Origin of the sequence: Vampirovibrio chlorellavorus (genome assembly GCF_003149375.1) — a bacterium.
In the GTDB taxonomy this organism is placed as follows: domain Bacteria; phylum Cyanobacteriota; class Vampirovibrionia; order Vampirovibrionales; family Vampirovibrionaceae; genus Vampirovibrio; species Vampirovibrio chlorellavorus_B.
Genome location: NZ_QFWH01000001.1, coordinates 451,064 through 468,198, shown reverse-complemented (window position 1 = coordinate 468,198; position 17,135 = coordinate 451,064). Strand labels below are relative to the sequence as shown.

The following is a 17,135-nucleotide window of genomic DNA, read 5'->3' as shown; positions in this document are numbered from 1 at the left end:
GTTCATAGCGTCATCCTTTTGGTTAAATAGATACTGACCAATCATCAGCGGGGTTTTTAGCGCTGAAAATCAATGGTTTCCGTACCGGTTCCCCGATACACCTGCATCGTAAATTTATTACCGGCCTTGCTATCCGGCTCCGGGTAAGGCAAATTATCCGCAGGGGAGTAATTCACGTTGTAAAAGCCGGATTTGTCGGTCCCTTTTGCTGGCCGTACGGGGATGTTTCCTTTGAAAGTAGCCGGCTGAATTCCGGTCATCACACTGGTCAAATCCGCACCCGCCAAAGTCGATTTCCGAGCATCCGAGAAATTACGAAGGGTTAAATGAAATCCTCCCAGCTGGCCGGCCAAAGTCAGCAATTCCGCCTGAGCAGGGTTTACCACCAAAGTAACGGCATAATTACCACCAGTCACAGCAGTCAATTTTGACGCAGAACCCGAACGAGCCGCGGAGCCCGCCCCGGCAGCGTTCACAGCGACAACCGGCACATTTTGCAGCAAGGTACGCGTGATGGCCTCATCTTCCTTGAACACGGTGGTCAATACATCCACATGGGCGCCCGGCGGCAATGCGCCTCCAAGCCCACCGATGTTATTCACTTCAATCGTAATGGCCCGCATCCCGGGTTCCACCGAAATACCACCGGTATCCATCAATTTGGAGCTGTCCAGCGGTTCTCCGGTCAGTACCGGCGACTTGACCACCTTGCCCATCGCCTGGGAAATCAGGCTCAAAGTACCGGGCAAGGGTCTTTCCACAACCTCCGCCAGGGTCACGATATCTTTGGTAATGGTTTGACCGGGCCTTAAATCGACCAAAGCCGTTACCACGCGATAGGTTTTGGGCGTTCTGCTCAGTTGTTCCTGCAATTTACGATACTTTTCCGCTTCCACCTTGGCGGCTTCCGCCTTGGCAGCCGCTTCTTTTTGCACCTGCTCCGCGTTGGTGGAAATACCCTGAATCACCATAAACCCGACGACAATGGCAGAAACCCCAAAGATGACAGCCACCACCATGGCGATGGCAAACTGGATGAAAATCTTTTTAGGCTTACGGGCTGCAGGCATATCGTTCGCTCAGTGATTACTCAAAAATCTGGATCTTGTCCTCTGTCCAGCATACCCTTCTATCCCTGCCAGGCTGATCCTCTATCCGAATGAATTACAGCCGGTGGACAAACAAAAACAGAGAACCAAAGGTCCTCTGTTTAGTAGGTACTGATAGGAAGCAGTGCCCTAGGGGCTTAAACGATCCATCAAGCGGGGGAATGGAATGGTTTCCCGAACGTGGTGCAGCCCACAAATCCAGGACACGGTGCGCTCAATACCCAAACCAAATCCGGCGTGGGGAAAGCTGCCATACTTGCGCACATCCAGGTACCAGTTAAACGCTTCCATGGGTAAACCGTGTTGCTGAATTTTGGAGACCAGCACCTCCAAATCATCTTCCCGCTGACCGCCGCCAATGACTTCCCCGTAGCCTTCCGGGGCAATCATATCCACGTTCAGGGCGTACTTGGGGTTCTCGGCATCCGGCTTCATGTAAAAAGGCTTAATCTCAGCGGGATAATGGTGAATAAACACAGGGCGATCAAACTGGCTGGAGATAATGGTTTCCTCATCACCGCCAAAATCTTCGCCCCACGGGAAGTTTTTATGTTCCTCTTCCGGCCCGTGCTTGCGGATCAGCGCAATGGCCTCATCGTAAGTAATGCGGGGGAAAGGCTTCCGGATGGCCTCCAGCTTGCTGATATCCCGCTCCAGCACTTCCAGTTCAGCCCGGCGGTTTTGCAGCACCTGCTGCACAATAAAGCACACAAAATCCTCCGCCAGATCCATGTCCTCATACAGATCCATAAACGCCACTTCCGGCTCCACCATCCAGAACTCCGTTAAGTGGCGGCGGGTTTTGGATTTTTCCGCCCGAAAGGTGGGGCCAAAGCAATAGGCCTTGCCAAAGGCGGCGGCGGCGGCCTCCATGTACAATTGTCCGCTTTGGGTCAGGTAGGCCTTTTCATCAAAGTAGTCGGTTTCAAACAGGTTGGTGGTGCCTTCGCAGGCGTTGGGCGTAAAAATGGGGGCGTCTACTAAAGTGAAGCCATTCTGATCAAAATAATTCCGCACCGCCCGAATAATTTCGGCCCGAATGCGAATGATGGCGTTTTGCCGAGCCGACCGCAGCCACAAATGACGGTGATCCATCAGGAAGGCCACCCCATGCTCCTTGGGACTAATGGGATAATCTACGGATTCTCCCAGCACTTTAAAGTCTGTCACGCCCAGTTCAAAGCCCAACTTGGAACGGGTATCCGCCTTTACCATGCCAGTTACCTGAATGGAGGATTCCTGGCTGACTTTATCAGCGGCCTCAAATACTTCGGGAGCCACATCGCCCTTGAACACCACGCACTGAATAATCCCGGTGCCATCCCGCAGTTGCAAAAAGTGCAGCTTGCCACTGGAGCGCTTGTTGTACAGCCAGCCATGCAAGGTGACGGTCTGCCCATCGTGCTGACCAATATTTTCCACGTAAATTCGCTTCAGTGGGGTTTGGGTTTCAACTGCCATCATGAATCTCCTGATTGAACGTTGGCTCTATCTTAGTGCGAGCCGGTGACCAACACAACAAGCCGCCGTCCTCATTCGGCCTGTTGTGCCTTTTAAAGAAAACGATCCCGCTTCCCAAGAGAAAGCAGGATCGCTGTGGTCTTGAATTTCAGTTGAAATTAATCGTCAATTTGGGCCCGTTGCAACTTGTCGCTGTAGTCCACGTACAGGCTCTTCCACTCGGAGAACACATCCAGAGCCGTGGTGCCAGCGTCCCGGTGTCCGTTGCCGGTGTCCTTGGTACCGCCAAAGGGAAGATGGACTTCCGCCCCGATGGTGGGGGCATTCACGTAGCACAAGCCGGAGTCCAAATCGCGCAGGGCGGTGAAGGCCTGATTGACGTTTTTGGTGTAAATGGCCGTGGACAAGCCAAAGGCGATGCCATTGGCCACTTCAATGGCTTCTGCAAAGCTGCCCACCGGAATCAGGGCCGTCACCGGCCCGAAAATTTCCTCCTGGGCAATGCGCATGGTGGATTTTACGTTATCAAACAAGGTGGGCTGCACGAACCAGCCGGAGCCCGCCTGCGTATCCCGAGCCCCCCCGGCAATCAACTCAGCGCCTTCGCTTTTGCCGATTTCGATGTACTCCAGGATTTTCTTCATGGCCGCCTCGTTCACCACGGGGCCCACTTTGACCTCTGGGTTGAGACCATAGCCCAATTTCAGCTCACCGATACGTTTTTTGAGTTTGTCCCGTACCTGGGCATGCACCGCTTGATGGACAATGACCCGGCTGGCCGCGGTACAACGCTGCCCGGAGGTGCCAAAGGCTCCCCACAAAACCCCATCCACCGCCAAATCCAGATTGGCGTCATCCATGATGATAATGGCGTTTTTACCGCCCATTTCCAGAGACACCCGCTTGAAGGTCGGGGCGCAAGCCTCATTAACCCGACGGCCAATATCGGTAGAGCCCGTAAAGGAAATCAGGGAAACGTCCTTATGGGCCATCAGCGGTTCGCCCACTTCCCGCCCGGAGCCGTACACCACATTGACCACCCCTTTGGGCAGGCCAGCTTCCTCTAAAATTTCCACCAGACGATGAGACAACAAGGGCGTATCGCTGGCGGGCTTTAACACGCAGGTGTTCCCGCAAATCAGGGCGGGCATCAGCTTCCAGCTGGGAATGGCCATGGGGAAGTTCCAGGGGGTGATGAGGCCCACCACGCCCAAGGGCACCCGCACGGACATGGCAAATTTGTTCTGCAATTCAGACGGCACAGTCTGCCCGAACATACGGCGGCCTTCTCCGGCGGCATAAAAAGTCATATCGATTACTTCCTGCACATCGCCACGGGCTTCAGCCAGCACTTTGCCCATTTCCCGAGTCATTTCCCGGGCCAATTGCTCCTTGCGTTCCACCAGAATTTGTCCGGCCTTGAACAGGATTTCGCCACGCTTGGGAGCGGGGTACAAACGCCAGCGCTCATAGGCCTTTTTGGCGGCAGCCACCGCCGCGTTAACATCCTCCGGCCCACAGGCAGGAAAGACGCCCACCAGGTCCGAAGGCTCGGCCGGGTTGCGGCTTTCAAAGGTTTTTCCCGATTTGGCGGGCACCCATTGCCCGTCAATGTAGTTTAAAAACTGGCTTTGCTTACTAAAGGCACTGGGTTTAATTTCAAAATTCAACTGGGGATTGGCTTGCGTAACGGCCATAAACTTCCCTCCTCCTCAACACTGCTAGCGTATTATACTACGCCTGCCCTTCAATCAACAGGCAACCCCGATGAACACGCGATCACTTCAACCAAACGGAATGGCCAACTATGCTAAAGTCAAGCAATGGCAAGTGGCAAAACACATGACTGGGTCACCGTGGCCCTGCTCCCATCCGTCTGGCTGATTGCCCACTGGGGCTTCAATTTACCGTTTCATCAAAGCCTGCTGATCACCATGGGCACTTGGGTGGGCGGTTTTTACCTGAGCCCGGATCTGGATACTCCCAGCCGTCCGTTTTACCGCTGGGGGGCGCTGCGCTGGATCTGGATTCCCTACCAGTGGGCAGCCCGGCACCGCTCGCCGCTCTCTCACGGACTACTCTGGGCTTCCTGGCTGCGCTTGTTTTACCTGACCGGCATGCTGGCCCTGATTTATGTGGGCCTGCGTCAGCTCCTGACTTTTTTTGGGGTACGCACCACTTTGCCCTCACTGCTCACAACGCAGCAATTTTTTAATGCCCACCAGCCGGATTTTTTCATGCTGGGTGTGGGCCTTTGGATAGGAGCCCTCATCCATATCGCCCTGGATGCCCTCACATCGGCGTTTACCCCCAAAAAGCGGCGGCGCTAAAGCGATATTGAGTTGCTGACGTGTCAGGCAGCAATGGCGGTTTACGCCGTTTACAATAATTACACACTGGGATTACGCACTGGGCTTTCACACTGGAATTCCGTACGTGTGCCGCCATCTATGACATATAATAAAGATTCTATCTTTTTATGGAGTGGAAGGATCCCCGATGAGAGCTAAAGCCTTCTGGTTGATACTGGTAGCGTTGGGACTGGGTACCAAGCGGCACTGGCACATTTTGGCGGCCATTTTACTGGGCGTGGTGCTGGGCATCTACCTGCCCTACCCCAATCAATCCCTGCAACCGGATTCCTACTATTTCATTCACCAATTGTTTGATGTCGTGGGTCAGCTTTTCATCCGTTTGATTACCATGGTGGTGGTGCCGCTGGTGGTCAGCTCCCTGATTGTGGGTGTGTCCTCCCTGGGAGATTCTCGTCAATTGGGCCGCATGGGCGGAAAGGTCCTGTTTTATTTCCTGCTGCTAATGGGCATTAGCGCCCTGCTTGGAGCAGGCTTAGCCCTGTGGATGGAGCCGGGCTCCCAAATTCAGCAGAATCTGCTGATGACCGCCGATGCCGCCACCATTATCCGGGAACTTCAGAACGCCCCCAGCCAGAGTTTACAGGCGCTGTTTTTCAATATGATTCCCCGGAACCCCATGGAGTCGCTGGCACAGGCCGACCTGGTACCGGTGATTGTGTACACCCTGCTATTTGGGGCGGCGGTAGCCAGTGTGGGCGAAGCCGGCAAGCCCATCATCAACTTTTTTGAATCCCTGTTTACGGCCACCATGAAACTGACCGATTGGGTCATGATTCTGGCCGTACCCGGGGTCTTTTCACTGGCCTTTATCACCGTGGCCAAATCCGGGCTGGGCGTGTTCGGACAACTGTGGGTCTATGCCCTCACCATCCTGATGGGGCTGCTCATCCAGCTATTCATTATTTTTCCGCTCATGCTGAAGTTTTTGGGCAAAATCAACTTTATGAACGTGTATCGGGCCATTTCGGAAGCCATCATGGTGGCCTTCGGTACGGCCAGCAGCTCTGCGACATTACCCATTACCATCGCCTGCATGGAACGTCGGGCCGGGGTATCCAACCGCATTGCCAGCTTTGTGCTGCCCACTGGCGCCACCATCAACAAAACGGCCACCACCATGTTCGAGGTCATCGCCGTCATTTTCCTGTTACAGGCCTATCAAATTGAAGTCACCCCGGATAAAGTCGGCTTCATCGTCCTTTTTTCCATCGTGGCCTCCATCGGGGCGGCAGGCGTGCCCAGCGCCGGACTAATTACCATCGCCATCGTCCTCAACAGCATCGGCCACTTCCAGATGGATCTGCTGGCCGGGGGCATTGCCATGTTGTGGTCCATCGATCGGGTGCTGGATATGTGCCGTACCGTGGTCAATGTGGTCAGTAGCTGCACCGTGGCCACCCTGGTGGCCTCCAGTGAAGGCGAACTGAACCGCGACATTCTCAATAATCACGACGCCTGGACGGAGGTTGTATAGTCCGCATGCGCCATCGCTTCAATTTGCGTAACCCCTGGTATTCCCTGTTCCTCATTCTGCTGCTCTGGCTGGGTGGAAGCCCCAGCTTGGCCGATACCAAGGCCAGCGGCCAGCGTCCCGAAACCAGTCCCTCCGCCCAAGCGGAGAAGGAAGGCAACCTGCCTCCCGGAGCGGAGACCTATAACAAAGGGGTGGAACTCTTTCAAATCGCCCAGATTCAAAATGAAAAAGGGAACAGTGAGGGCCAGAAAAAACTGCTGAAAGAAGCCATCAAGCAGTTTGAGCTGGCCCTGGGCACCAATCCCAAGCTGGTGGAAGCCCAAAGCAACATCGGGTTTGCCTACCTGACCTTGCGGGATTACCGTAAGGCGATTGCCGCCTTTGAGAAAGCCCTCACCATCAACCCCAACCACCTCAACACCCTCAACGGGCTTTCCACGGCCTACGCCTTTAACAAAAATATCGATCAGGCCCTGAAAACCTTCGACAAGCTGACCACACTGGACCCCGGAAATAGCCAGTACTGGTTCAATAAGGGCAGTGTGCTTCAAAAATCGGGACGCCTTCAGGAGGCCGAACAAGCGTATCTGCAAGCCCTGAAAGTACAAGCCAACGATCAGCGCACCTTGTTTAACCTGGGGACTCTGTACGAAAATCAGGGAGAGCTGGAAAAGGCCCGCCCCTATTATGAAAAAGCAAAAGGGGTTGAAATCGGCAATTCCATTGGCCTGGAGGCCATCCGGCGCCTGGAAGAAATTAACAGCACCCTGAAAAAGCCATAACCGCAGAACTCGCAGCCAGAAGGAGAGGCTGACCCTGTGTTTCATAGTCACTTAAAACATGGATTTCGACTCAGCCGAACCGTCGGCTTCTGTCTGCTGGCCTATACGCTGCTGGCGCTTGTCTCGGTCAGGTTGCCAGGCAGCGTCCTCGATTTGGGCGCGCCCTGGATTGGCCTTCGCTTAAGTCTGGCCGGGCTGAGCGCCGTACTTTTTCTACTGCTGAACGAAATCAGCCTGCGCTCCTTCAAACGGCACCCCCGGCTGGATGATGTCACACTGGAGAAGCTAAGCCTCCTGCTACCGCTGGTGACCGCCTTGCTGGTGGGCTTTCATTACCTGCTGTCGGGGCAGCTCGGACTGCTCCTGCTGGGCGTGGTCATCAGTTTACAAGCCCAGTTATTTGGCCACAACGGGGTGGCCCGAACCTTGCTGGTCATTTTCGGACTGCTTTATATGGCCAGCTTCGCGCTGGGCTACCCTTTTTTAGTGGGCCTACAGGCCAATGCCTTCAGTGGGGTTCCGCTGGGACTTCGCCTGCTTGGCATGCTGGGCCCGGCGGTGCTGGCCCTTCATCATCTGGGAGGCATTGTGGCTTCCACCCAGCGGCACACCTCCAACCGAGTCTCCAAATTGCAATCGCTGGCCGCCACCGACGGTTTAACGGGCCTCATCAACCGGCGACAATTCAACCAGCAACTGGATGCCGAGATGGCCCGGGCCCGGCGGTACCGCAAGCCCTTATCGCTGGCGTTGTTTGACATTGATGATTTCAAGAAAATAAACGATTTCTACGGCCACACCACCGGCGATCGCATATTAAAAGAGCTGGGCCAGCTCATCACCCAGAACATCCGGGAATCCGATGTGGCGGCCCGCTATGGCGGGGAAGAGTTCGCCCTGATTTTGCCGGAAACCGGACAAATCGACGCTTACGAGTTACTGGAGCGCCTGCGGGCCATGATTGAGCGCACCGTGTTTTGCCTGCCCGATAACCCCATTACCGCCACCATCAGCGTGGGGGTGGCCCAGCTGGATTTACATGACAGCAAGGGCTATGAAATCATCGAGAAATCAGACGCGGCACTGTATGAGGCCAAAAAGCAGGGTAAAAATCGGGTGGTCTACGGCACACTGCCCCCGCCCAAGGTCAGCTACCCGACTTTCGAGTCTTGAGGTACTCCAGACAGGACAGCCATCGCCAAGCACCCGCCTTCGTGGCACAATAGAAGCATTATGAGCAAATCCTCTCTCTCCAGCATTCTGCCCGATCCCCAGAAGGCGGCCACCAGCAAAGCCCAGCAGGTGGAACAAATGTTTGACCGCATTGCCGGGAGCTACGATCGCCTGAACAACTGGATCTCCATGGGATTTCATAAGCAGTGGAAACGCTTGGCCTGCCAAAAGTTGAAGCTCCAGCCCGGCCATCAGGCCCTGGATATCTGCACCGGCACCGGCGACCTGATTGCCTACCTCTTGCCGCTGGTAGGAGAACAAGGCCAGGTCTGCGGGCTCGATTTTTCGGCCCAAATGCTCTCCTTTGCCCGGCAGCGCTATCAGGATCAGGCCCAAGTATCGCTCACTCAGGGCGATGCCTTGGCTTTACCCTATGAGGACAACCGCTTTGATGGGGCCATTATCAGTTTTGGCCTGCGGAATGTGACCGATATCCCCAGGGCCTTGACCGAAATGCACCGGGTCATCAAGCCGGGCGGCTGGATGGTCAATCTGGATACGGCGCCCAAGCCCCTGTTGCCCGGTATGCAGTTCTACTTCTCCAAAATAGTACCCCTACTGGGCGGCATGCTGGCCCAGGACAGTCAGGCTTACCAGTATCTTTCCAACTCCACCCGGCACTTTTTAACCCCGCAGGAGCTGAAGCAATTGTTTGAGCAGACAGGCTGCGTCAACGTGGCGTCTCAAACGCTCATGCTGGGCTCGGTCTCTCTGCAAGTGGGGCAAAAGCCCTTTTAGCCGAGCCAAGTGCTAGGCCAGAATGCCTTTAGACGTATCAACGGCCCTGGACTGGCTTACGAACTGCTTCCACAGGATGTCTTTTTGATGAAAAAGGCGTTCTTTTTCTCGTTTTTCAGAGGATAAATCCTGATGAACCTTTTGCCCCTGAGAATACGAAATAATCAGCGCCGCCATCAAAGGATGAATGGAGGGCATCATGGGTGCTAGACCTTTAAAGTTACGATACTGCTTCTGAAATGACCCGAATATAAAATGGATCACACTGGTATAAAAACGTTACAACGTAACAAATTGCTACAAAACTCAAAAATTTGTGAAGCAATTCCTAAATCGTTTCAAATCTTTACCAATCTCCGCAAATACTTCGCCATGCTGACAAGATCTTTGGAAACAAGCCGCTTGGGGGTTTATTCCAGGTACTGGGTATAGGCCAAAATGCTGTAGCAAGATTGCAGCATCTGATAAACCACTTCAAACTGATCCGTTTGGAAGGCAATGCGAGTGCCATCCACACGCTGAACGCCAGGAATGGTGTTGGCGGCATCGGCGGCCAAGGGGTTGATAAAGGTCAAGACCAACTCGTAAGGCCCCTTTAATGTCAGGAGATTTTTCGACCAGACAGCATGATTTTTGAGAATCTGACAGGTTTTGGCCTGATAATCCGCCAACACGGCCTGCACCGGATGACATTCAGCCGCCGTGTACGTGAGGCCCACTTTGGTTTCCACGGTTTCAAGCCCGGGAATCAAGGAACGAATTTCTGATAAATAAGCCCGATCCCCACTGGTTAAAATAACCGGTACGCCGTGTACCAAACTGGCGTACAAGGCATTGATCCCGCCTTCCCCATAAGACACGCCATTAATCGAGACATCAAACAGCTTGGAGTGAAACGTATGGCACAACACGCCCTGATGGGTACCCGCTTTGGCGTGGTAGCCCACGTAAATGGCCGCGTCATAACTGGCGTCCAGCCCGGCGGACATGGCGCAGCGCTTGGGCTTGCCCGTCAACACCGACACCCGGGAATCCAGCTGATCCAGCCGTAAATTGGTCATGGTGAAATGAGAATCATTCACCAAAATGTGGGACACACCTTCGGCAAGGGCAGTTTGAACCACGGCGTTGACTTCCGCGGCCAACTGATTCACGGCCCAGTCATAGACGGTGCGATCGGGGTGTGGGGCGCAATGGTGCGTAGAGACCACGCCGCAGGCCCCCTCAATATCCGCGGAAATATAAAGCCGTGTCACCCAAAAACGCCCCCGATTACGAGGGGGTCTCAGACGTCTTTTTCACCGCATCCGTCAGGCGGCTGACCGTCTTGCGGCCAGTTTCTTCCAGCTCGGACGACAGATCGCACATCTTATCCTTGAAAGCGGCAGCCTTTTCTTTCAGCAAATCAGACTTCTCCCGCAGGGCGTCCGAGGATTCCCGGTAACGGTTATCCAGTTCCTCCCGAATCAGTTCACGGGTTTCAGCGCCGCTGCGTGGCGCCAGCAACATGCCAATGGCCGCACCAACCGCCCCGCCAACCAGGGTGCCTAAAATAAATTTTCCCAGTGAGGATGAGCTGGACATGGTGTATCTCCCTATCGCTTGCGGTTAAATGACTTGATGATTCCACCCCAGAAGGACTGGAATCCATGTTGAATCTCTCGGCCCAGGGATTGTAAGACAGGCTTGGTGGAAGCCACCCCTTCCTCAATGGACTTCACCCCACTGGCGGCCCGATCACTGAGCATTTCCACATGCTCGGCAATCAAACGAACGTCTTTCATGGCCGGGGCCAGCTCGTAGCGGGCCAAATTCAGAAAATCCAACAAACTGTGCAACAACATGGCCAGCTTGTACAGCACCAGACTCAGCAAAACGCCAGCCGGTATCAGAACGATCCAGCTCACTCGCAGTAGATGAGCCATTTCCGCTTGGGTGGCATTTGGTTCCATCAGCCTGTTTCCCCCAAAGGTTAATTCGTGCGTTCGCTAGTTAAACTCGTAACCACTGGCCAGCTCTTCGGCCATTTTGGCCTTGGCCATGCGATCAGCGTCCCGGTCTTTTTTGACCTTGCCCACCTGATTCTCAATACTGTAGCGAGTCTTTTCAATGAATTCCCGGGTGCGGGCGTTGGGATTGTGTAATTCCTCATTCATGCGCCCGGGCAAGCTCCGCACAAAGGCGTTGGCATCGGCCCGCAACTCATCGCCAGACTTGGGAGCAAACAAAACCCCGGCCAGTCCGCCACCTAAAATACCCAGAGCCATGCCGGACAAAAAAAGCAGGATACCGTCGCCGTCACTTTTGTAAGATTCGTTAGCCACCGTTCTCTCCTCTTTCTTGAACAACAACGACTACTGCCAGTCTACGCCACCGGGTCAGAAGCGTCAAGAACAGGCCATTCCAGAGCGCTTGAAAAGCCGGGCCGTCCAGCGAATCCATTTCCAGGTTCGCCGCAAACGGGGGCTGAGCGGCAATGCCACAGCCGATGCCTCCACCGCCAGAATTTGGCGACGCAGGCCACGAATCCGGCGGGCCGCCAACCGACAATCCGCCAACCACTGCGATTGACGCTCGGCAACCAGCGTTTGCCAGTAAATCAGGCGCAACAACAAAAAGCCCAAAGCCAATAACAAGCCAAATTCAGCCAGCATCAACAAGATGCCACTCAACGCACTACAGGTTTCCATTGGGCACTTCCTGCTTGGCTTCCGGCTGGTTGATGGGCAGCACCACCGGCTTCATTTTAGGCAAACTGGGCGGAAGCTCAATGTCCACGTGCTTCAGATACTCATGCTCTTGCGTCATCAGCTCGTTGGTACATTTGCGGTACTCATTCATCAGCCACAGTAACCGGGGTTCATAGAAAGGCTTGAGCAGCAGCGGTTTTTTGCTCAAATCCACGGCGCTTTTTCGGTAAGGCTCGCAATAAGTCAGCATGGCATTTTCCGGCGGTGGCTGAAACGTCTGCACCTGCTTGACCGGATCGTTTTCCGGGGGTGTTTTTTTCTCAAACCACCTGGCTTGTACTGGCTGCATCCCGGCCCAAGCCAGGCACACAGCAACCATGCAAAGGGTGACAAAACGCATGCGGGTCATCCAAACTTACCTCGTTAATGCTCCCCATTCTACACCGCAAACAGCAAGGTTTTAACACTTCGGGCCGGAATGGTCACAGATGCCGCTGAAACAGCCTGCTGCCGCTCCTCCAGAAAGTTCACCTCCCACAGAGAAGCGCATTCAAACCCGGTATGCAGGGCCGTTTGTTGCTCCTGTCCGGTGGGGTTCAGTAACCGCAGAATCCAGCCCTGCCCAACCGACCAGTAGCAGGCCGCCACCACCACTTCAGGGTTTTCCACCGTGATCAGCGCCCCGGCTGGCGCTGCGCTGGCCTGCTGGGCAACACCGGTCAGGCCCCATACGGTGCCATAAAACCGATCCGCCATCTCAAACAGAGCGCTCGGCTCATCCCCTTGGGGAGTCCAGGCGTACCGACACCGGAACATACGCCCCAGACACTGCCCTTCCGGCGTTTCAAAAGGAGGCCCAGCCTGAGCCCCTCGTACGCCCGTATCCGCACTGGACAAAGCACCAAAAGCCCGCAGCAAGGTAATTGCCAGCGTGTCCTGAAACACTTCGTACTCGCACAGGCCTTCGGTAACAAAACCCTGACCGTTGGCGCTCAAAAAGCGCTGAACGGGGCCCGTATTGGTCGCCAGTTCCTGCATGGGCGCTACAGGCATCCGATCCACTTCCCGGTACGCTGGGTCATAAGTACGCGCCACCACGCCCAAATGACTTTCCGCCACCACCCGACGAATCGGCTGCCCGGTATTGAACACCGCTTGCAGCTTATGCTGGGAGGCATGGTTGATAAAGGTGGTTTCAAAATCCAGGCGGGCACTCCCCGCATCTAGCCGAACCTGCGTGACCAGCGAGCAATCAGAATCCGGGAAGTGATGGGTCAGCGCCAGTATGCCCACCAGCGGCCCGGCTTGCACCACCCGACTACCAGTAAACACGGCCACCTGAGGAACCGTACCCGGTACCGGCCCACTGTTGTAGGAATCCCCCTGATCCGGCCGATCGGTAAAGGTCAACAAATCCTCAAACCGCTGACCGGTGGCCATCCACTCAACGGATAAGCGGCCTTGGGCATCGACAGACACCCGCAACTGATCATTCTCCAGCCGGGCAGAATCAGCCAAAACCGTCGCGTGGCCCTGCTTCCCAAGGGCTGTATCCCGATTCAGCACGGCATAGCCCAACGGCGGAATGTTCTCCACCCAAATCCAGCCCTGACGACGCACTTTGGTCAGGTGCGACAGGGGAATCCGCTGACTATCGTGGAGATACTCATCCTGTAGCACAGCGGTTTCCGAAGCCTGCTGGGTCAGGAAAGAAGGAGCCTGCCCATCGGGAACATCTTCTGTCACCGGCACCACCCCCGTATAGGGTTGCCCGCTGGTATTGAAAACAATCCACTCATCCCCAGTGGCCAGAACCCGACGAAAGCGCTGTTCACTGCGCTGCCGCAACCCCTCAGCGATCTGCGCCACCTGATCAAAGCGCACCTCATTCTCCCGATGTACGGCATCCACGCTGCAACCGCAAATGCTATCGTGGGGATGGTTCAGGATCAGGGTTTGCCAGGCTAACGCCAAAGCCTGCTCAGGATACTCAGCTTGCCGATTGGGGAGTAACCCCTGCGCCATGGCCAGCAACGGTTCCAGTTGACGCACCAGGGCATGCTCCAGCCTGCGGTTAGCCTGTTTCAGGTACATGCGGGCGGAATACACCCCCGGCAGCAGAAAACTGCCCGTATTATCCACCAATTCCCCAGCCACCGTTTCCAATGCCTCGATAGGGGTAAATTGGCGCAAGTAAGCATCGGGCGTGGTTGCCTGTAAATTCGGATACAACGCCTTCAGTCGCTGATGGGCTTCGGCTGGCAATGGCCCCAAATGATCGCCCCCCATGGGCAACAGCGGCGGAACGCCCTCCACCTGAACCGCTTTCAATTTTTGCACCAACCCCCGCAAGGCAGCAGCCTGCGCCTCCGGCTCCGCCGTCCAGTCCTGCAACATCATCTGAAAATAACCGTCGGTCAGGTGCAAGGTTTTAACCAGATGACCCGCAGGACTTTGCCATTGGAACACGCTTTTTTTCGGGAACACTCCCCGCCACACCACCGCCGAATCAAGGCCGCAGTGCTGAAAAAGGGTGGGCATATCCGCGGAATGCCCGAAGGTGTCCGGCAAATAGCCGGTGAAGGCCTTACAACCCCAATCCCGGGATTGACGCAGCCCCAGCGCCAAATTGCGAATGAGGCTTTCCCCGCCCACCAAAAACTCATCGGGCATGACATACCAGGGACCAATACTGAGTTGTCCGTACTGAATGAAATGCCGCAACCGATCCGCCTGTTGGGGACGAAGTGCCAGATAGTCCTCCAGCACCACCGTTTGCCCATCCAGCATAAAGCAGGAGAAAACGCCGCTTTCCAAGCGCTCCAGAATATCATCCACCACCTCCACCAACCTCAACTGATAGGCCCGGAAGGGTAGGTACCACTCCCGATCCCAATGCGTATGGTAGTAAACGGACAATGGCGCGGGCACGGTCAATGCCTCCGCTGATGTTGCAACTTGCTCGCTCTCTGTCCGGCCCATGGGCGGCTCTCCCTTGTCAACAGACTGATCAACCAAACCCGAAGACGGGCCCGCTATTCAGTGTAGCAGGCCCGCCAAATCTTGAGGAAGCGACTCGAGTTACTGAATCAGACGCAGGGCCTCTTCCAGCAGGGTCTTGTTGGTACTGATCAGCTTGGAGGTCACATCCAGCTGTAACTTGGCCTGAGCCAGATAGTTGGCGTTGGTTCTGAAATCCGTGTTGGACGATTCCAGCAGACCCACCCGCACTTCCCCGGAGCCTTCCACGGGCTCACCGGATAGCTCGGTAGGCTCGAACATCTGATCTTCCGGCATGCCCAGGGCACCCGGGTTAATGAAATTGACCAGGGCAATTTTGTAGAGGGGGGTCATGGTTTTCCCTTTATCGGCCACCCCCACCACCGTCCCATCGGACTTCACCTTGTATTCGTCGTATTTTCCAAAAAACTTACCGTTGCTGGGGTCCATCCACATGTTGATTTCAGTCGTGGGAATGTGTCCCGGCCCCCCGGCGCTGTGGTTGGGATTATTGGCCACCGGCGAGGCATTGGAATCCCCCGTGTTGACCATCTGGCCATCTTCTCCCAGCAGGTAACCCTGCACCACGTAGCCTTGCGTATTCACCAGGGTGCCTTCCGCATTCAGATCAAAGTCGCCATTGCGGGTATAAAGCAGCTTGCCATCCGGCTTGCGAACCACAAAGTAGCCTTTGCCCTCCACCATCAGGTTATTGGGGCCCCGGCCCGGCATGGACTTGCCTTGCCCTTCATTGCGGGGCAATTCCAGCAACTGCACCCCATTCACAAAATCCCCAAAAGTGGTTTTCACTTCCCGGAAGCCGGGGGTGTACATATTGGTCATGTTGGAGGCCAAGGAATCAAACCAGCCCAAAGCGGCCTTTTGGGTATTTAAGGCGGTGATAAATGGATCAATCACGATGGGGTGTCCTCCGTTTAACGTTCAGGCCTGGTACTCACTCGGAGCGGGATGGGGTTTCTTCATCCCCTTGCTTGTGGTTTTGCCGGGGGTTTTGATACTTGTATTCCAGGGTGCCCACGGGTAAATTGCGGGCGGTCATTCGGTTTCGCAGTTCATCCAGTTGTTGCTGGACGGCAAAGGCGGCGGCCCGATCGGCGGAAACAAACTCGGCGGAAACCTGCCCATTGCGAATCTTCAGCACCAGAGCCGAAGTGGCGTCCAACTCCACCCGAATGGGCCGACCGGTCTTAAACCCTTTTTCGATCAACTCGGATAATTTGGGAGACACATCAAAGCCCTTGTAACTGATTTCCCCGTCTCCACCGGTGGGAAACACCGTGTTAAAGGGCACCTGACCCACCAAAATGGGCAGCCCCGGGATGACCTCCTGCTTCAGATACTGAATATCCAGCAGGGTCAGATCATCCGGCTTTAAGACCATATCGGCATCCACCGCGGTATTAAACTCCCCTTCATCCTTGGCGGAAATCGCTGCTTTTTCGGGTACCGGCAAGCGCACCACTTTTTTGGATTCCGACACAGGGGCCTTGCCTGACATCAATCCAGCATCAGCCTTCACGCCCGGCAGCGAGGCCTGATTCCGGGCATCGGCCTTGGTGTTGATGGAGTCCAGCAGTTCCAGAAAAGACATGTCCAATTCATCCAGGGCAAACTCAAAAGACGTCTGCAAGGAATTGGCCCGCAATTTTTCAACCGGGGAGCGATTGGGAAAGGGGGAATCTTCGATTTTCATTCACTTCGATTCCTTCTGACTTATAACTTTCTAAAAAATGGATCTTTGAAAACTGACTTCAAGGAGAAAACTTAGTATTCAAACGCCTCTTCTTCAGACAAAACGTCCTCTTCCGATTTTTCCAGTTGAGCCCGAAAGTAACGCTGGCCCGCCACTTCATCCAGGCGCTTCATTTCCAGCTTTTTTTCCTCTTCCAGCCATTCTTCCCGGGCCTTTTCCTTATGCTTGACCAGGGCTTCCAAATCGGCCTGGGCCTTAATCAGTAACTGACGCTCATACTCCAGCTCGGACTGGGCGTAGTTCAAATCCCCATGCAATTGATCCAGTTGCCCGTTGAGGTGATGCAAAAAGCTGTCATGCGCCGCCATTAATGTATGCGGAGAGGCCAGCATGTTTTTCTGTACATCACGGATTTCATCCTTCTTTTCTTCAATGGCCATTTCCACCTCACGGACATACTTCTGAGCATCCAATACGCGCTGCTCCTGCTCTTTTTTGCGGCGCTCTCGAAGCTCAAATACTTTTTGCAATCGGTAGACAAAGCGGGCCATAATCTCAG

General features: G+C 54.9%; 19 protein-coding genes. 5 read left to right on the top strand and 14 right to left on the bottom strand.

Annotated elements, in window-relative coordinates:
* Positions 1 to 56: 56 nt before the first annotated feature.
* From cpaB to DF283_RS02260, 3 genes are all read right to left on the bottom strand, one after another.
* A complete protein-coding gene (gene cpaB, locus DF283_RS02270; RefSeq protein ID WP_303673057.1) occupies positions 57 to 1,070 on the bottom strand; it encodes a Flp pilus assembly protein CpaB in 1,014 nt (337 codons plus the stop codon).
* Between the two features lie 168 nt (positions 1,071 to 1,238).
* Positions 1,239 to 2,570 (bottom strand): asparagine--tRNA ligase, encoded by a 1,332-nt coding sequence (gene asnS, locus DF283_RS02265; protein ID WP_443082982.1) that lies wholly within the window; start codon positions 2,568 to 2,570, stop codon positions 1,239 to 1,241.
* 158 nt (positions 2,571 to 2,728) lie between these two features.
* Positions 2,729 to 4,267: an aldehyde dehydrogenase family protein gene (locus DF283_RS02260; RefSeq protein WP_303673054.1), complete on the bottom strand. Its 1,539-nt coding sequence runs from the start codon at positions 4,265 to 4,267 to the stop codon at positions 2,729 to 2,731.
* Between the two features lie 126 nt (positions 4,268 to 4,393).
* Here DF283_RS02260 and DF283_RS02255 point away from each other — a divergent pair, with 126 nt between their 5' ends.
* The 5 genes from DF283_RS02255 (at position 4,394) to ubiE (ending at position 9,172) form a co-directional block, all read left to right on the top strand.
* Positions 4,394 to 4,900, top strand: a complete 507-nt coding sequence (locus DF283_RS02255; RefSeq protein ID WP_303673052.1) for a metal-binding protein — start codon at positions 4,394 to 4,396, stop codon at positions 4,898 to 4,900.
* Positions 4,901 to 5,069: 169 nt separating this feature from the next.
* Positions 5,070 to 6,419 (top strand): dicarboxylate/amino acid:cation symporter, encoded by a 1,350-nt coding sequence (locus tag DF283_RS02250; protein WP_303673050.1) that lies wholly within the window; start codon positions 5,070 to 5,072, stop codon positions 6,417 to 6,419.
* A gap of 5 nt (positions 6,420 to 6,424) precedes the next feature.
* Positions 6,425 to 7,201, top strand: coding sequence for a tetratricopeptide repeat protein (locus DF283_RS02245; protein WP_303673048.1), 777 nt, complete (start codon positions 6,425 to 6,427; stop codon positions 7,199 to 7,201).
* Between the two features lie 36 nt (positions 7,202 to 7,237).
* Positions 7,238 to 8,374 (top strand): GGDEF domain-containing protein, encoded by a 1,137-nt coding sequence (locus DF283_RS02240; protein WP_303673046.1) that lies wholly within the window; start codon positions 7,238 to 7,240, stop codon positions 8,372 to 8,374.
* Positions 8,375 to 8,434: 60 nt separating this feature from the next.
* Entirely contained in the window at positions 8,435 to 9,172 is a 738-nt protein-coding gene (gene ubiE / locus DF283_RS02235) for a bifunctional demethylmenaquinone methyltransferase/2-methoxy-6-polyprenyl-1,4-benzoquinol methylase UbiE (RefSeq protein WP_303673045.1), read from the top strand.
* 12 nt (positions 9,173 to 9,184) lie between these two features.
* Here the strand turns inward: ubiE and DF283_RS02230 are convergent, their stop codons facing one another.
* The 11 genes from DF283_RS02230 to fliJ all read right to left on the bottom strand — a co-directional run bounded on the left by DF283_RS02230 (position 9,185) and on the right by fliJ (position 17,127).
* Positions 9,185 to 9,373: a hypothetical protein gene (locus tag DF283_RS02230; protein WP_303673044.1), complete on the bottom strand. Its 189-nt coding sequence runs from the start codon at positions 9,371 to 9,373 to the stop codon at positions 9,185 to 9,187.
* A gap of 209 nt (positions 9,374 to 9,582) precedes the next feature.
* Positions 9,583 to 10,428: a M55 family metallopeptidase gene (locus DF283_RS02225; protein ID WP_303673042.1), complete on the bottom strand. Its 846-nt coding sequence runs from the start codon at positions 10,426 to 10,428 to the stop codon at positions 9,583 to 9,585.
* A 16-nt stretch (positions 10,429 to 10,444) separates the two neighbouring features.
* Positions 10,445 to 10,756: a YtxH domain-containing protein gene (locus DF283_RS02220; protein ID WP_303673040.1), complete on the bottom strand. Its 312-nt coding sequence runs from the start codon at positions 10,754 to 10,756 to the stop codon at positions 10,445 to 10,447.
* Between the two features lie 11 nt (positions 10,757 to 10,767).
* Positions 10,768 to 11,124 carry a hypothetical protein gene (locus tag DF283_RS02215; protein ID WP_303673039.1) on the bottom strand — a complete coding sequence of 119 codons (357 nt, stop codon included), beginning with the start codon at positions 11,122 to 11,124 and terminating at the stop codon, positions 10,768 to 10,770.
* 36 nt (positions 11,125 to 11,160) lie between these two features.
* Positions 11,161 to 11,496 (bottom strand): YtxH domain-containing protein, encoded by a 336-nt coding sequence (locus DF283_RS02210; protein ID WP_303673038.1) that lies wholly within the window; start codon positions 11,494 to 11,496, stop codon positions 11,161 to 11,163.
* Positions 11,497 to 11,559: 63 nt separating this feature from the next.
* Complete coding sequence (locus DF283_RS02205) at positions 11,560 to 11,862, bottom strand: hypothetical protein (RefSeq protein WP_303673036.1); 303 nt, start codon at positions 11,860 to 11,862, stop codon at positions 11,560 to 11,562.
* On the bottom strand, positions 11,849 to 12,262 hold the full coding sequence (locus DF283_RS02200; RefSeq protein WP_303673035.1) for a hypothetical protein: 414 nt from the start codon (positions 12,260 to 12,262) through the stop codon (positions 11,849 to 11,851). The genes DF283_RS02205 and DF283_RS02200 overlap by 14 nt, the downstream gene beginning before the upstream one ends.
* Positions 12,263 to 12,300: 38 nt before the next feature.
* The gene (locus tag DF283_RS02195) at positions 12,301 to 14,844 is read right to left on the bottom strand and encodes an alpha-mannosidase (RefSeq protein WP_303673034.1); all 2,544 of its coding nucleotides are present in this window, start codon (positions 14,842 to 14,844) and stop codon (positions 12,301 to 12,303) included.
* 99 nt (positions 14,845 to 14,943) lie between these two features.
* Positions 14,944 to 15,780: a flagellar hook-basal body complex protein gene (locus DF283_RS02190; RefSeq protein ID WP_303673032.1), complete on the bottom strand. Its 837-nt coding sequence runs from the start codon at positions 15,778 to 15,780 to the stop codon at positions 14,944 to 14,946.
* A 37-nt stretch (positions 15,781 to 15,817) separates the two neighbouring features.
* Entirely contained in the window at positions 15,818 to 16,576 is a 759-nt protein-coding gene (gene fliK / locus DF283_RS02185; RefSeq protein ID WP_303673031.1) for a flagellar hook-length control protein FliK, read from the bottom strand.
* Between the two features lie 71 nt (positions 16,577 to 16,647).
* Complete coding sequence (fliJ, locus tag DF283_RS02180; protein WP_303673030.1) at positions 16,648 to 17,127, bottom strand: flagellar export protein FliJ; 480 nt, start codon at positions 17,125 to 17,127, stop codon at positions 16,648 to 16,650.
* Positions 17,128 to 17,135 lie beyond the last annotated feature (8 nt).

Bases quoted from the DNA above. Each gene is read 5' to 3' on its own strand.
- cpaB (WP_303673057.1), bottom strand. From the start codon at position 1,070: ATGCCTGCAGCCCGTAAGCCTAAAAAGATTTTCATCCAGTTTGCCATC.
- asnS (WP_443082982.1), bottom strand. From the start codon at position 2,570: ATGGCAGTTGAAACCCAAACCCCACTGAAGCGAATTTACGTGGAAAAT.
- DF283_RS02260 (WP_303673054.1), bottom strand. From the start codon at position 4,267: ATGGCCGTTACGCAAGCCAATCCCCAGTTGAATTTTGAAATTAAACCC.
- DF283_RS02255 (WP_303673052.1), top strand. From the start codon at position 4,394: ATGGCAAGTGGCAAAACACATGACTGGGTCACCGTGGCCCTGCTCCCA.
- DF283_RS02250 (WP_303673050.1), top strand. From the start codon at position 5,070: ATGAGAGCTAAAGCCTTCTGGTTGATACTGGTAGCGTTGGGACTGGGT.
- DF283_RS02245 (WP_303673048.1), top strand. From the start codon at position 6,425: ATGCGCCATCGCTTCAATTTGCGTAACCCCTGGTATTCCCTGTTCCTC.
- ubiE (WP_303673045.1), top strand. From the start codon at position 8,435: ATGAGCAAATCCTCTCTCTCCAGCATTCTGCCCGATCCCCAGAAGGCG.
- DF283_RS02230 (WP_303673044.1), bottom strand. From the start codon at position 9,373: ATGATGCCCTCCATTCATCCTTTGATGGCGGCGCTGATTATTTCGTAT.
- DF283_RS02220 (WP_303673040.1), bottom strand. From the start codon at position 10,756: ATGTCCAGCTCATCCTCACTGGGAAAATTTATTTTAGGCACCCTGGTT.
- DF283_RS02215 (WP_303673039.1), bottom strand. From the start codon at position 11,124: ATGGAACCAAATGCCACCCAAGCGGAAATGGCTCATCTACTGCGAGTG.
- DF283_RS02205 (WP_303673036.1), bottom strand. From the start codon at position 11,862: ATGGAAACCTGTAGTGCGTTGAGTGGCATCTTGTTGATGCTGGCTGAA.
- DF283_RS02200 (WP_303673035.1), bottom strand. From the start codon at position 12,262: ATGCGTTTTGTCACCCTTTGCATGGTTGCTGTGTGCCTGGCTTGGGCC.
- DF283_RS02195 (WP_303673034.1), bottom strand. From the start codon at position 14,844: ATGGGCCGGACAGAGAGCGAGCAAGTTGCAACATCAGCGGAGGCATTG.
- fliK (WP_303673031.1), bottom strand. From the start codon at position 16,576: ATGAAAATCGAAGATTCCCCCTTTCCCAATCGCTCCCCGGTTGAAAAA.
- fliJ (WP_303673030.1), bottom strand. From the start codon at position 17,127: ATGGCCCGCTTTGTCTACCGATTGCAAAAAGTATTTGAGCTTCGAGAG.